A 13,602-nucleotide genomic window follows, 5' to 3' on the forward strand; every position below is an offset into this window, starting at 1 on the left:
GCGCGCATAGTCCGAGGAGCACCCCGTGTCTGCCCAGCTCAGCATCCATGTCGCCGGAGACGAGCGATCGGTGCAGCAGGGCACGACGGGCACCGATCTGTTCGGCGAGGACCGGCGGATCGTGGCGATGCGGGTCGACGGGCAGCTGCGCGACCTCTTCCGCGAGGTGCCGGACGGAGCCGTCGTGGAGCCGGTCGACATCGGCTCGCCCGACGGGCTCAACGTGCTGCGGCACTCCACCGCGCACGTGCTGGCCCAGGCCGTCCAGCAGGTCAACCCCGCGGCGAAGCTCGGAATCGGCCCGCCGATCACCGACGGCTTCTACTACGACTTCGACGTCGAGACCCCGTTCACCCCGGAGGACCTGAAGGCCCTGGAGAAGGCGATGCAGCGCATCGTCAACGAGGGGCAGACCTTCTCCCGTCGCGTCGTCACCGACGACGAGGCCCGCGAGGAGCTCGCCGACGAGCCGTTCAAGCTGGAGCTGATCGGGCTCAAGGGCGGCGCAGCAGAGGCGGCCGACGGCGCCGAGGCGGAGGTCGGCGCGGGCGAGCTGACCATCTACGACAACGTGCGCCGTGACGGCTCGATCGCCTGGGGCGACCTCTGCCGTGGGCCGCACCTGCCGTCCACCAAGCTGATCGGCAACGCGTACAAGATCATGCGGTCGGCGGCGGCGTACTGGCGGGGGAGTGAGAAGAACCCGCAGCTGCAGCGCATCTACGGCACCGCGTGGCCGAGCAAGGAGGAGCTGCGCGCGTACACCGACCGGCTCGCCGAGGCGGAGAAGCGCGACCACCGCAAGCTCGGCGCCGAGCTCGACCTCTTCTCCTTCCCCGAGGAGCTGGGTTCGGGGCTGCCCGTCTTCCATCCCAAGGGCGGGGTCATCAAGCGGGAGATGGAGGACTACGTACGCCGTCGCCACATCGAGGAGGGCTTCGAGTACGTCGGCACGCCGCACATCTCCAAGGAGGCGCTCTTCCACACCTCCGGGCACCTGCCGTACTACGCCGAGAGCATGTTCCCCTCGTTCGACCTCGACGGGATCGACTACCGCCTCAAGGCGATGAACTGCCCGATGCACAACCTCATCTTCAAGTCGCGCGGACGGTCGTACCGCGAACTGCCCTTGCGGCTGTTCGAATTCGGTCACGTCTACCGCAACGAGAAGTCCGGTGTGGTGCACGGACTGACCCGGGTGCGCGGGTTCGCGCAGGACGACTCGCACTCGTACGTCACCCGTGAGCAGGCGCCCGCCGAGATCAAGCACCTGCTGAACTTCTGCCTCGGACTCTTCCGCGACTTCGGGCTGGACGACTTCTACCTCGAGCTGTCGACCCGGGAGACCGAGGGCGAGAAAAAGGACAAGTTCATCGGGTCCGACGAGCAGTGGGACGAGGCCACCGCGATCCTCGAGCAGGTCGCGACCGACTCGGGACTGGAGTTGGTCGCCGACCCCGGCGGCGCGGCGTACTACGGGCCCAAGATCTCGGTGCAGGCGCGCGACGCCATCGGGCGCACCTGGCAGATGTCGACGATCCAGTACGACTTCAACCAGCCGGAGCGTTTCGGGCTGGAGTACCAGGCAGCCGACGGCACCCGTCAGCAACCGGTGATGATCCACTCGGCCAAGTTCGGGTCCATCGAGCGCTTCCTCGGCGTGCTCGTCGAGCACTACGCCGGCGCGTTCCCCGTGTGGCTCTCACCGGTGCAGGTGCTCGGGGTGCCCGTCGCGGCGGAGTACGACGACTACCTGCGCGGCGTGCTGGATCGCATGAAGGAGAAGGGGATCCGCACGGAACTCGACGCGTCGGACGACCGTTTCCCCAAGAAGATCCGCAACGCCTCGAAGTCCAAGGTGCCCTTCACGCTGATCGCCGGGGACGAGGACCGGGCTGCGGGTGCGGTCTCGTTCCGCTACCGCGACGGCTCGCAGAAGAACGGCGTGCCGGTCGACGAGGCGATCGAGCTGGTGCAGCAGGCGATCACGGACCGCGCTCAGGTCTGACCGAATTTGGACATGCATACCGGGGCACATCTGCCCCGGTATGCATGTCCAAATCTTGTGGCCGCCGTCCACACCCTTCGGATTGACGCGGCGTCGTCCACAGCGAGGTCGAGCGTGGCTGCGGCTGCCCTCCCCACCGAGGTGCGATGCGTGCGTGACTATCGACCAAGGGGTGGGTGCAGACCTCCTCACCGCGGGTACGCCGAGTCGACGTGACCTGCGAGCGAGGGCGTTCGCACGCGTCGCATCTCATCACGCAGGTGTCGCGCATCGAGCGGACCTGCTGCGTGAAGGGGTGACCCGAGCGGATCTGCGTACGGAGATCCGCGCCGGCCGGTGGCAGCTCGTCGGGTTGCACACCGTGCTTCTCGCCGGAGCCGAGCTGGTCGGCGAGAGCCGTTGGTGGAGCGCGGTGTGGGAGTCGGGTCCGGGGGCTGTCCTCGACGGCGTCACAGCGCTGACCGCGGCCGGATTGCGGAAGTTCGAGGAGGACACGGTGCACGTCAGCGTCCCGTCGGCCAACCGGGTGCGCCGGTCGTCCGGAATCACCGTGCATCGACCGAACGCTGTGGGACCAGCGGTCGATTCGCCGGTGCCGAGGGTACTGCCGGAGGTCGCATGCCTGCGCGCCGCCGCGTGGGCGCGCACCGATCGGACGGCAGCCCTGCTGGTGTCGATGAGCGTGCAACAGCGGATCGTCGATCGTGATCGACTGATGACAGCGTGGGAGGAAACCACCTACACGGCGAGGAGAACGCTGCTCGACCAGGTGATCCGGGACGTCTGCGACGGCGCGGAGTCTCTCGGCGAACTCGACTTCGGCGCGCTGTGCACGTCGTACGGTCTGCCCTCGCCGGACCGGCAGATCCGGCGAGTGCGAGCGAGCGGGGTGGCGTACGTCGACGCCGGGTGGGAGTCGGTCGGGCTGTTGATCGAGATCGATGGCGTGCACCATCTCGATGTCGACTCGGTGACGGATGACGCCCTGCGTCAGAACGACCTCGTGCTGGGCCGCGAGAGGGTGCTGCGCATTCCGCTGATGGGGCTGCGGACCGAGCCGGCGCGGTTCATGCGCCAGGTGGTCCGTGCCTATCGCCAGGCTGCGGAGACTTGACCATGCACAGCGGGGCATATCTGGCCCGCTGTGCATGTCCAAAACGGGAGAGGGGTCAGGCAGGCTCGACCACGAAGACCGGGATCTCCCGGTCGGTCTTGGTCTGGTACTCCGCGTACGGCGGGTAGGCGGCCACCGCGCGCTCCCACCATTGCGCCCGCTCGTCGCCTTCGATCCGGCGGGCGACACCGTCGTGGTGGGACGTCCCGTCCATCACCTCGACCTGCGGGTTGGCCACGAAGTTGTAGTACCAGGCGGGGTGCTTCGGCGCACCGCCGTACGACGCGACGGCGGCGTAGACCCCGTCGTGCTCCACGCGCATCAGCGGCACGCGGCGCAGCTTGCCGGTCTTGGCGCTCCGCACCGTGTAGACGACGACCGCCATGCCCTGCACCCCGACGACCTCGGTGGTGCCGGCCTCGTCGATCTTGGCGAGCTGGTCCCTGACCCACTCGGTCTTCTCTTCGGCGTACTCACCCGTGAGCGGCATGTGTCTCTCCTCGTTCGTGGACGTGTGTGACTGACAACAGCGGGAGGGCGCGGCGTCATTCCGCGACGCGCGCCAGCCCGTCGACGATCTGGGCACCGGGAAGCGCCGCGAGGACCGCCCCGGGCAGTTCGAGCTTGCCGCGGCGCAGCCCCGATCCGATCATCACCGGGTCGGTGTGCGCGACGGCGGCATCGACGTAGATGGGCCACTCCGGCGGCAGGCCGAGGGGGGTGATGCCGCCGTACTCCATGCCGGTGCGCTCGACGGCGGCCTCCTGCGACATGAACGACAGCTTGCGCACGTCGAGGGTGCGGCGGACGACGCCGTTGACGTCGGCGCGGGTGTGCGCGAGGACGACGAGGGCGGCGACACGCTCCACCCCGTCCCGCTTGCCGGCGACGACCACGCAGTTGGCGCACTGCTGCAGCGGGTACCCGGATTTCGCGACGATCGTCGCTGTGTCGGCGATGTCGGGGTCGATCGAGCACGCGCGTACGACGTCCCGGTCGACGAGGTCGTCCAGCGCCCGTCGCGTGGAATCGGCCATCAGCTCGGGGTGGTCGGTGGCCGGTCCCCAGACCAGGAATGCGCGCGTCATACCTCCACCAATACCGCAAGCAGGCGGGCCAGCTCGGCCGCAGGGTCGGTGGTGAGACCGCCGTGGCCCGGGCCGGGGCGCAGCACGGTCGAGCGCGGAGCCGCGAGCCAGCCGAACCTGGGCCCGAGTCCGACGAGGTCGGGGCGGCCCTCGACGGCGCCGTCCCGGCAGGCGGCCTCCGCGGTCTGCAGGGCCGCGCGCACCTCGGCAGGGTCCAGCGTCGGCGCGAAGGCCAGCAAGCGCGCGTCGTCGACCGACCAGGCGACCTGCAGGAAGCCGGCCTGCTGGCAGTAGAGGACGATCCCGACGTTGAGGAACTCCTCGCGCACCGCGGAGGGCACGCAGCGCAGTACGACGTACTGGTAGCCCAGCAGCGCGTTCATGACGGGTCCTGCGGCAGCCAGGGCCCGGGGGAGGCGAGCCGCGCGAGCAGGTGTTCGACGTACGCCGAGCGCACCGCTGCGGGATCGAGCAGCCCCGGTGCGGGCTCGAGCCACTCGTCGGGCACGAGGGCGAGCACCGCGCGCAACGCGGGCTCGGTGACCTGCGCGCCGAGCCGCTCGTGCGTCTGCGCCAGTCCGCGTGCAACCGGACGCAGCACGTGCGTCGAGGCGTCGAAGGGCTGTGCGGCGAACCGGGCGGCGTCGGCGCCCCTGGAGGGCCAGGAATGGTGGAAGTAGAGCGCCGCACCGTGGTCGATGCACCACGTGTTGCGGTGCCAGCGCAGCAGATTGGGGTTGTGCGGCGTGCGGTCGATGTTCGCGGTGAACGCGTCCAGCCACAGGATCGCCGCCGCCTCGTCGGTGGGCGGAGGGTACGCGGGGTCGTAGTTGAACGCGGCGGGCAGCAGGTCGACCCCGAGGTTGAGGCCCACGCTCGCGCTGAGCAGGTCCTGCACCTCCTCGTCGGCCTCGTATCGCGCGATCTGGATCGGCAGTTCGACCGCCTTCAGCTCGGGCACCCGGATCCCGAGGGCGCGGCCGAGCTCCCCGACGACGACCTCGGCGACGAGTGCCTTCACACCCTGCCCGGCACCGCGGAACTTCAACACCCAGGTGCCCTCGTCGTCGGCCTCGACGACACCGGGCAGCGACCCGCCCTCCCGCAACGGGACGACGTACCGGACGGCACGGGCGGTGGGGAGCACGAGCCGAGGCTACCGACTGCCGCGATGGTCAGCGGATTTCCGGTGCCGGCGCCAGTACGCCGCTGACGATCGACCTCGCGACCGCCGCCCAGATGTGCCGCCTAGGATCGAGTGCATGCCTGAGGTGGAGGACGAGCGCGAATTCGCCCGCGTGCCGGACGGTTTCGAGCGGCTCTGGACACCGCACCGGATGGCGTACATCCGGGAGGACAAGCCGGCGGACGACGATGACCTCGGCTGCCCGTTCTGCACCGCCCCCAGTAAGAGCGACGCGGACGGGCTGATCGTGCACCGCGGCCGCACCTGTTACGTCGTGATGAACCTCTTCCCGTACAACCCCGGGCACCTGCTCGTCTGCCCCTACCGGCATGTGCCGCTCTACGTCGACCTCACCGACGAGGAGACCCCGGAGTTCGGGGAGCTGACCAAGGCCGCGATCACGACCATCACGCAGGTGTCGCAGCCGCACGGCTTCAACATCGGGATGAACCAGGGCGCCGTGGCCGGTGCCGGGGTGGCCGCACACCTGCACCAGCACGTCGTACCGCGGTGGGGCGGCGACGCCAACTTCCTGCCGATCATCGGCCAGACCAAGGCCCTGCCGGAGTTGCTGGAGGACACCCGCAGCCGCCTCGCTGCCGCGTGGGGGCAGGGCGAGGACGCGCCGCCCCGGTAGTCTCTGCGCCACCATGCTCAACCGATTCGCGCGCGCCTTCTTCACCACCCTCCTCACTCCGACCGCCCGCTTCTTCATCAAGTGCGGCATCAGCCCGGACGCCATCACCATCGTCGGCACGCTCGGCGTCGTGGTCGGTGCGCTGGTCTTCTACCCCATCGGGCAGTTCTTCTGGGGCACGCTCTTCATCACGGCGTTCGTCTTCTCGGACCTGATCGACGGCAACATGGCCCGCCAGCTCGGCCGGTCGAGCAACTGGGGCGCCTACCTCGACTCCACCCTCGACCGATTCGGCGACGCCGCGATCTTCGGCGGCCTGGTCCTCTACTACGCCGACCGCGGCGACAACGTCCTCATCGCCACGCTGGCCCTGGCCTGCCTCATCCTCGGCAGCGTCGTGTCCTACGCCAAGGCCCGCGCCGAGGGCCTCGGGATGACCGCGAACGTCGGCATCGCCGAACGCGCCGACCGTCTGGTGTCGATCCTGGTCATCACCGGCCTGGTCGGTATCGGCAACCTGATCAAGGACGGCAACGCGATCGGCAACTGGATCGAGGGCATCACGCTCGCGGTGCTCGCCGTGCTCAGCTTCGTCACGGTGCTGCAGCGGATGCTGACGGTGCGCACCCAGGCGCTGTCCGCGGAGGGCCCCCGCGCCACCACCCGCTCCACCGGGGAGAGCAGCACCCCGAGGGTGGAGTGAACCTCACCGACCGGCTCACGCTGGCGGGGTTCCGCGCCGGGTGGGCGCTCGTACGACGGATGCCCGAGCGGGCGGCGTACGCCATGTTCGAGCGCATCGCCGACCGCATCACCGCGCGCGGCGGCAAGGACGTGCAGCGGCTGCGCGCCAACTACGCGAAGGTGCGCCGGGAGCTGGACGACGACGAGCTCGACGTGCTCGTGCGGCTGGGCATGCGGTCCTACTTCCGCTACTGGTGCGACGCGTTCCGTCTGGAGCAGGTCGCCGGCAGCGACGACATCGACCAGATGCTGCGGCTCGCGGGCAACGGGCCGGAGGCGAAGCGGATCCTCGACGGCGGGGACGCGGTGATCCTCTTCCTCGCTCACTTGGGCAACTGGGACATGTGCGGGGCGTGGGCCACCCGCAACTTCGCCCGCGTCACCACGGTCGCCGAGCGACTGAAACCCGAAGCGCTCTTCCAGCAGTTCGTCGACTACCGCGCCAGCCTGGGCATCCGGATCCTGCCGCTCACCGGCGGGGCCGAGCCGTACCCCGAGTTGGTCGCTGCGGTACTGGCCGGCGGGTTCGTGCCGCTGCTGTCCGATCGCGACCTCACCTCCCGCGGCGTGCAGGTGCAGTTGTGCGGGCATCCCGCGCGGATGGCGGCCGGACCCGCGCGCCTCGCGCTGGAGACCGGCGCCGCGCTCTACCCGTTGAGCGTCACGTACGAGAAGCTGCCGGGCCGGGCCATCCAGCGGGTGGTCGCCGACTTCGGGCCGCGGGTGATCGTGCCTGCCGAAGGCACCGATCGCGAGAAGATCACCGCCATGACCCAGCAGTGCGCGGACGCCCTGGGCGACACGATCCGCGAGCACACCCAGGACTGGCACATGATGCAGCGGGTCTTCGTGGAGGACCTGAGCCGTGCCGATGGGGCGGCGCCGTGAGGATCGGCATGGTCAGCCCGTATTCCTTCGACGTGCCCGGGGGAGTGCAGCTGCACATCCGCGACCTGGCCGAGTTCTACCTGACGCAGGGGCATGCGGTGAGCGTGCTGGCGCCGGCCGACGAGGACACGCCGCTGCCGGCGTACGTCACGGGAGCCGGCCGCGCCGTACCGGTGCCCTACAACGGGTCGGTCGCGCGACTGCTCTTCGGCCCGGTGACCGCCTCCCGGGTCGCGAAGTGGGTCGAGCGCGGCGACTTCGACGTCATCCACGTGCACGAACCGGTCAGTCCCAGCCTCTCCATGTTGACGATGTGGGCCGCCGAGCAACCGCTCGTGGCGACCTTCCACACCGCCACCATGCGCTCGCGCGTCATGCACGCCGCCCAGCCGATCCTGCAGCCCGGCCTGGAGAAGGTGGTCGGCCGGATCGCCGTGTCGGCGGAGGCGCGCGACACCGTGCGCCGGCACCTCGGCGGCGACGCCGTGGTCATCCCGAACGGCGTGTACGTCGAGCCGTTCGCCGCCGCGCCGCACGCGCCCTGGTGGCAGGGCACTCCCGCACGCCCGACCCTGGCCTTTCTCGGCCGGATCAACGAGCCGCGAAAAGGTCTGCCCGTGCTGCTCGACGCGATGCCGCGGCTCCTGGACGCGCGGCCGGGTCTGCGGCTGCTGATCGCCGGGCCGGGCGACGCCCGCGAGGCGCTGCACGGCGTACCGGACCGGGTGGCGGCGGCCGCCGAGATGCTCGGCTCCGTCACCGACCAGGAGAAGGCGAGCCTGCTCGCCTCGGCCGACGCGTACGTCGCACCGAACACCGGTGGCGAGAGCTTCGGGATCATCCTGATCGAGGCAATGAGCGCGGGCGCGCCGGTGCTCGCCAGCGACCTGGACGCATTCCGTGCGGTGCTGCGCGACGGGGCCGACGGGCGGCTCTTCGCCACCGGCGATCCGGAAGACCTCGCCCGACAGGCGCTCTCGTTGCTCGCCGATCCCGACGCGCGCCGGTCCTATCGCGCGGCGGGGACGGCGCGGGCGCAGGAGTTCGACTGGTCGCGGGTCGCGTCGCAGGTCATGAACGTCTACGAGACCGTCGTCTCCGCGGGTGTTCCGGTCGCGTCGCCGCGGCGGCTGGTCGCCCGCCGTCGAGGAGCGCGCTGATGTACCCGTGGGGCTGGATCGCGATCGCACTCGCCGTGCTCGCGCTGATCGCGTGGTACCTCTCGTACAGCGCCGCTCGGCTGGACCGTCTGCACGGCCGGGTGGAGGGATCCCTGTCGGCTCTGGACGCCCAGCTCGTACGCCGCGCCGAGACCAGCATGGAGCTGGCCAACTCCGGTCTGCTCGACCCCGCGAGTTCGATGCTGCTGGCGGACGCCGCCGGTTCCTCCCTCGACGCGTCGGACGCCACCGAGGTGAGTTCGGAGGTGCAGGAGCATGGCGTCGACCAGCAGCGGGCCACTATCGAGACGGATCTCACCATCACGCTCTTGGCCGTCTTGACGCCGGAAACCGTGGTGCAGGAGGGTGTCTTGGAGTACGCACACCTGGTGCAGCAGGCGGGCGCGCGGGTGCAGCTGGCGCGCCGCTTCCACGACGACGCCGTGCGCGACGTGCGCCGGGTGCGTGCAAAGCCCGTCGTGCGCCTCTTCCGACTCGCCGGTCGTACGCATCTGCCGCAGATGGTGCAGTTCGACGACCGGATCCCGCAGACCGACTGAGCCCGCACGCATCGGGAGTACGCGCGCCCGATCGGGCGCGCACGTACTCCCGTTGTCGCGTCCGCCGCGCTGACCACAACCTGTCGTGACCGATAGCGGTCATCGACGCGGGCGTGGCACTTTGCGGCCTCGCGCCGCTTGTACGCTGGTCGCAGACCATCCGTCGTACCCCCGCACAAGGAGTCGTCATGACCTCGCAGACCACCGACACCCAACCCCAGGGTGGCGGCCGCACCGGCACCGCCCACGTCAAGCGGGGGATGGCCGAGATGCTCAAGGGCGGCGTGATCATGGACGTGGTCACCGCCGAGCAGGCCAAGATCGCCGAGGACGCCGGCGCCGTCGCGGTGATGGCGCTGGAGCGGGTGCCCGCCGACATCCGCGCGCAGGGTGGCGTGTCCCGCGCCTCGGACCCGGACATGATCGACAGCATTATCGAGACCGTCTCGATCCCCGTGATGGCCAAGGCGCGCATCGGGCACTTCGTCGAGGCGCAGGTGCTGCAGAGCCTCGGCGTCGATTACATCGACGAGTCGGAGGTGCTGACCCCGGCCGACTACGCCAACCACATCGACAAGTGGGAGTTCACCGCACCGTTCGTCTGCGGTGCCACCAACCTGGGCGAGGCGCTGCGCCGTATCACCGAGGGCGCGGCGATGATCCGCTCCAAGGGTGAGGCCGGCACCGGAGACGTCTCCAACGCCACCACTCACATGCGCACCATCCGCGCCGAGATCCGCCGCCTGACCACGCTGGCGGACGACGAGCTGTACGTCGCCGCGAAGGAGCTGCAGGCGCCGTACGAGCTGGTCAAGGAGGTCGCGGGCCTCGGCAAACTGCCCGTCGTGCTCTTCACCGCGGGCGGCATCGCCACCCCGGCGGACGCCGCGATGATGATGCAGCTGGGCGCGGAGGGGGTCTTCGTCGGCTCCGGCATCTTCAAGTCGGGCAACCCGGTGCAGCGCGCGGAGGCCATCGTCAAGGCCACCACGTTCTACGACGACCCCGACATGATCGCCAAGGTGTCCCGCGGTCTCGGCGAGGCCATGGTCGGCATCAACGTCGACGAGATCCCCGAGCCGCACCGGCTGGCCGAGCGCGGCTGGTGAGCCTGCCGCCGCATCGAGCGGAGGGCTTCACCCCGAGCGGAGGGGTACACGACCCCTCCGCTCGACGGCGGACATCTCCGCTCGATGCGGTGAGGGTCAGGGCCGGGGGAGGGTGACGCCGGTCGGGACACTGTCGCCCGGTTCCGGTCCGTGGCCGGCCTCCACGACGGCTTCGTCGCCGATCGCGTTGTCCTGCAGGATGATCGGCCCTTCGACGCGGGCGCGCTGGCCGATCACCGACTGCTGCACCACCACGCCCGCGCCGACCTCGGCTCCGGTCATCACGATGCTTCCGTCCACCACGGCCGCCGCGCCGACCTGAGCGCCGGGACCGACCCAGGAGCCGCCCACCACGGCTGCCGTCGGGTCGACCGTCGCACCCGGATCGATCAGCGCAGGTCCGTGGCGCAGCACCGCGTCCCGGGACGCCGCGACCAGGGTCGCCGGCGTGCCGACGTCGATGCTGTAGGCGTCCTGCACGTACGCCGTCACCACCGCACCGTCGCGCAGCAGCCCCGGCATCACGTCGCGCTCGAAGCTGACCGGCTCGCCGCGCGGCACCTCCTGCAGGCAGGCGGGGTCGAGCACATAGGTGCCGGCGTTCACGATCCCCGCGACGAGCTCGGTGGGTTTCTCCTCGAACCCGACCACCTGGTCGTGCCCGTCCACGGAGAGCAGCCCGTACGCGCGCGCGTCGTCGACCGGCCGGGCATGGATGCTCACGACGCAGCCCTGCTCCGATCGCGCCTCGTCGAAGAGGAACAGCTGCCGTCGCACGTCGTGACCGGTGAGCTGGTCGCCGTTGAGCACCAGCAGCGCATCGCCCGGCGCGGACGCCAGCCGGTCGGCCGCCGCCGCGAGCGCCCCTCCGGTGCCGAGCGGCTGGTCCTCGTGGCAGTAGTCGAGCCGCACGCCGTACGCCGAGCCGTCACCGAGCGCGGGCTCGAACTGCTCCGCCCGGTACGACGTTGTGAGCACGACCCGTGTGACGCCGGCTGCGGCGAGCCAGCGCAGCTGATGGACGACCACCGGCTCGCCCGCCACCGGCAGCAGCGGTTTGGGGGTGTTGTCGGTGAGCGGCGCGAGCCGGCTGCCGAGACCGCCCGCCAGGACGACGGCGTACACATCGGGCCGCGGGTTCATTCGCGGCGCAGGATCTGTTGGAACTGCGGCGCCAGCCAGCTCCAGAAGATCGCTCCCGATGCCGGCGAGAAATGCAGACCATCGGTGTAGAGCGGTATCCCGTTGATTTCCGAGTGGAAGCCTGCACGACACAAAAAGCCGAACTGGTCGACGATCGGTACGCCACGATCCTTGGCCCACGCGCTCACAATGGCGTTGGTGCGTTTCACCCTCGTGATGTCATTGACCATCGCGACTTTTTGAGAGATCTGAGCGAGGGGCTGGTCGTGGCAGGCCAGCGTGACAACGACGAAGCGCGCTATACGGCTCGACGTCACGCCTTGACGCACGCCATCCAGGGTCGATCGAATGAACGTCGTGTATGCAGCTGTCCCGAATGCCACTGTGCGACCATCGATCGTATGATCCAAGACCATTGTCTGCGGAATGAAGAAAGCCGCTAAGTCCGGCCGATCGGTACGTAGCTGCTTACTCCATTGAGTGCGAAACTGTGCACAGTTGGCCAAAGGCTCTTCACGCTTTCCTGCGACGACGACTGCACCGCCGAACGGATCACATCCGAAGCTGGAATCGGGTCTGAGATCGATATCGGGGTACCGGGACGCGGGAAAAGCAGCGTCCACGCTGGCGGGAATCGAGTTGCCGATGAGGGATATCCGGTGCACGGTCCTCAATGGGACATAAGGCTGTGGAGCGAATCTGAACGATGACGCGGCTGTCGCGCCTACGGACTGGGCACCCTCACTACCGTCCGCTCTCTGCGCGACGACGACGTTGGCTACAACTAACGCAGGCACGGCGATGATGCCGATGAGTCGCGCGCTGCTGGGTGCGGTTGGCATCAATGACCGCAGTCCACCCGCCCGAATGGGTTGCTCGACGAAGCGGTACGAGGCACTCGCCAGCGCTATAGAGACGACGATCTGCGTGGCGCCCAGTTCCAGACCGCGCAGCGGCAGGCGTGTGGGCCCAAGGAAGACCACCACTGGCCAGTGCCACAGGTAGAGGGAGTAGCTGATGAGGCCTAGTCTGCGCAGTGGTTCGCGAGCAAGAAGAGTCGCTACAGCAGACCGTCGGCGGGCGGCCCCAGCAATGATCGGCAGTACCGCAATCAGATTCAGTACTACGAGGCCGTAGGGAAACAAAGCCGACACGTCGTCGTGCAGGACGGCGAATGCGACAGCCAGTGCGACGAGCGCAGGCCAGGCCAGGTATCCCGCCACTGTGTCGAATTTGCGGCGTCGAAGGCCACCGAACTCTCGACCGCCGACCCACACTCCGGCTGCCGAACCGATCAGCAATTCGAAGACTCGGGTATCGGTGCCGTAGTACACCCGACTGGGATCGATGCCGGGGACGTAGAGCGCCTGCATACGCCACGCGGACAGGAGAGCAAGTGTCAGCAGCGCGACGCCCAGAAGGTGCCGACGCCACTGGGGGCGCGCGCGGCGCACTGCGAACAGCAGTGCTAGGAGCAACAGCGGGTAGAGCAGGTAGTACTGCTCCTCGATGGCCAGCGACCAGGTGTGTCGCACGGGCGAGGGAAGCCCGACGTCGGTGGCGAAGTACGCCTCGTTGGAGACGTACATCCGCCAATTCGCCCCATAGAACAGTGCCGCCACCACGTCCCAGCTGACCGCCGAGCGACGGCTCGGCAGTGTCCAGAAGTGAGAAGCGACGGTCACCGCCAGCAGCATGGCGACCAGAGACGGAAGCAACCGTCTCGCGCGTGCAGTCCAGAAGCCCAGCAGGCTGATCGAGCCCCACCGTGCCCACTCAGTAGTGAGGAGGGAGGTGATGAGGAACCCGGAGAGCACGAAGAAGAGGTCCACTCCGAGCCAGCCACCTGGGAGAGCGTTCGGCCAGACGTGGTAGATCACCACCGCGGCGACGGCGATGCCTCGCAACCCGTCGAGGGCGGGTCGGTAGGGGAGGGACTTGTGCGGGTGCTGCGGCACAAAGGCT

Annotated in this window: 14 protein-coding genes; 8 read left to right on the top strand and 6 right to left on the bottom strand. The window is 69.2% G+C overall.

The features are described from left to right. Window positions 1–25 precede the first annotated feature (25 nt). Both thrS and LVQ62_RS11670 read left to right on the top strand, forming a co-directional pair. Window positions 26–2,008 (top strand): threonine--tRNA ligase, encoded by a 1,983-nt coding sequence (gene thrS, locus LVQ62_RS11665; protein WP_233761780.1) that lies wholly within the window; start codon window positions 26–28, stop codon window positions 2,006–2,008. Between the two features lie 295 nt (window positions 2,009–2,303). Beyond that, a complete protein-coding gene (locus LVQ62_RS11670) occupies window positions 2,304–3,122 on the top strand; it encodes a hypothetical protein (protein WP_233761782.1) in 819 nt (272 codons plus the stop codon). A gap of 55 nt (window positions 3,123–3,177) precedes the next feature. On the opposite strand, the gene LVQ62_RS11675 is transcribed toward LVQ62_RS11670, so the two are convergent. From LVQ62_RS11675 to LVQ62_RS11690, 4 genes are read right to left on the bottom strand one after another with little or no spacing between them, the layout of a single operon-like run. Then, window positions 3,178–3,612: a nitroreductase family deazaflavin-dependent oxidoreductase gene (locus LVQ62_RS11675; RefSeq protein WP_179481027.1), complete on the bottom strand. Its 435-nt coding sequence runs from the start codon at window positions 3,610–3,612 to the stop codon at window positions 3,178–3,180. A 55-nt stretch (window positions 3,613–3,667) separates the two neighbouring features. After that, window positions 3,668–4,210: a YbaK/EbsC family protein gene (locus LVQ62_RS11680; protein ID WP_233761784.1), complete on the bottom strand. Its 543-nt coding sequence runs from the start codon at window positions 4,208–4,210 to the stop codon at window positions 3,668–3,670. Next, a complete protein-coding gene (locus LVQ62_RS11685; protein ID WP_233761786.1) occupies window positions 4,207–4,593 on the bottom strand; it encodes a DUF3037 domain-containing protein in 387 nt (128 codons plus the stop codon). Before LVQ62_RS11685 ends, LVQ62_RS11680 begins: the two co-directional genes overlap by 4 nt. Continuing rightward, window positions 4,590–5,357, bottom strand: a complete 768-nt coding sequence (locus tag LVQ62_RS11690; RefSeq protein ID WP_233761788.1) for a HipA family kinase — start codon at window positions 5,355–5,357, stop codon at window positions 4,590–4,592. Before LVQ62_RS11690 ends, LVQ62_RS11685 begins: the two co-directional genes overlap by 4 nt. 115 nt (window positions 5,358–5,472) lie before the next feature. On the opposite strand from LVQ62_RS11690, the gene LVQ62_RS11695 reads away from it, so the two are divergent. From LVQ62_RS11695 to pdxS, 6 genes are all read left to right on the top strand, one after another. Next, window positions 5,473–6,033 carry an HIT domain-containing protein gene (locus tag LVQ62_RS11695; protein WP_233761790.1) on the top strand — a complete coding sequence of 187 codons (561 nt, stop codon included), beginning with the start codon at window positions 5,473–5,475 and terminating at the stop codon, window positions 6,031–6,033. A 13-nt stretch (window positions 6,034–6,046) separates the two neighbouring features. After that, the gene (gene pgsA / locus LVQ62_RS11700) at window positions 6,047–6,736 is read left to right on the top strand and encodes a phosphatidylinositol phosphate synthase (protein ID WP_233761792.1); all 690 of its coding nucleotides are present in this window, start codon (window positions 6,047–6,049) and stop codon (window positions 6,734–6,736) included. Next, complete coding sequence (locus LVQ62_RS11705; RefSeq protein ID WP_233761794.1) at window positions 6,733–7,665, top strand: phosphatidylinositol mannoside acyltransferase; 933 nt, start codon at window positions 6,733–6,735, stop codon at window positions 7,663–7,665. The genes pgsA and LVQ62_RS11705 overlap by 4 nt, the downstream gene beginning before the upstream one ends. After that, a complete protein-coding gene (locus LVQ62_RS11710) occupies window positions 7,662–8,825 on the top strand; it encodes a glycosyltransferase family 4 protein (protein ID WP_233761796.1) in 1,164 nt (387 codons plus the stop codon). Before LVQ62_RS11705 ends, LVQ62_RS11710 begins: the two co-directional genes overlap by 4 nt. Beyond that, window positions 8,825–9,385, top strand: coding sequence for a hypothetical protein (locus LVQ62_RS11715; RefSeq protein WP_233761798.1), 561 nt, complete (start codon window positions 8,825–8,827; stop codon window positions 9,383–9,385). The genes LVQ62_RS11710 and LVQ62_RS11715 overlap by 1 nt, the downstream gene beginning before the upstream one ends. A 188-nt stretch (window positions 9,386–9,573) precedes the next feature. After that, the gene (pdxS, locus tag LVQ62_RS11720) at window positions 9,574–10,494 is read left to right on the top strand and encodes a pyridoxal 5'-phosphate synthase lyase subunit PdxS (RefSeq protein ID WP_179481008.1); all 921 of its coding nucleotides are present in this window, start codon (window positions 9,574–9,576) and stop codon (window positions 10,492–10,494) included. 96 nt (window positions 10,495–10,590) lie between these two features. Here the strand turns inward: pdxS and LVQ62_RS11725 are convergent, their stop codons facing one another. Then, window positions 10,591–11,637 (bottom strand): sugar phosphate nucleotidyltransferase, encoded by a 1,047-nt coding sequence (locus LVQ62_RS11725; RefSeq protein ID WP_233761800.1) that lies wholly within the window; start codon window positions 11,635–11,637, stop codon window positions 10,591–10,593. Further along, window positions 11,634–13,595, bottom strand: a complete 1,962-nt coding sequence (locus LVQ62_RS11730; protein WP_233761802.1) for an acyltransferase — start codon at window positions 13,593–13,595, stop codon at window positions 11,634–11,636. The genes LVQ62_RS11725 and LVQ62_RS11730 overlap by 4 nt, the downstream gene beginning before the upstream one ends. Window positions 13,596–13,602 lie beyond the last annotated feature (7 nt).

It is taken from the genome of Allobranchiibius sp. GilTou73 (assembly GCF_021391335.1).
Lineage (GTDB): Bacteria > Actinomycetota > Actinomycetes > Actinomycetales > Dermatophilaceae > Allobranchiibius > Allobranchiibius huperziae.

Excerpts from the sequence above, each read along its gene's own strand:
- LVQ62_RS11725 (WP_233761800.1), bottom strand. The coding sequence starts at position 11,637 with ATGAACCCGCGGCCCGATGTGTACGCCGTCGTCCTGGCGGGCGGTCTC.
- LVQ62_RS11715 (WP_233761798.1), top strand. The coding sequence starts at position 8,825 with ATGTACCCGTGGGGCTGGATCGCGATCGCACTCGCCGTGCTCGCGCTG.
- LVQ62_RS11685 (WP_233761786.1), bottom strand. The coding sequence starts at position 4,593 with ATGAACGCGCTGCTGGGCTACCAGTACGTCGTACTGCGCTGCGTGCCC.
- pdxS (WP_179481008.1), top strand. The coding sequence starts at position 9,574 with ATGACCTCGCAGACCACCGACACCCAACCCCAGGGTGGCGGCCGCACC.
- pgsA (WP_233761792.1), top strand. The coding sequence starts at position 6,047 with ATGCTCAACCGATTCGCGCGCGCCTTCTTCACCACCCTCCTCACTCCG.
- LVQ62_RS11680 (WP_233761784.1), bottom strand. The coding sequence starts at position 4,210 with ATGACGCGCGCATTCCTGGTCTGGGGACCGGCCACCGACCACCCCGAG.
- LVQ62_RS11695 (WP_233761790.1), top strand. The coding sequence starts at position 5,473 with ATGCCTGAGGTGGAGGACGAGCGCGAATTCGCCCGCGTGCCGGACGGT.
- LVQ62_RS11675 (WP_179481027.1), bottom strand. The coding sequence starts at position 3,612 with ATGCCGCTCACGGGTGAGTACGCCGAAGAGAAGACCGAGTGGGTCAGG.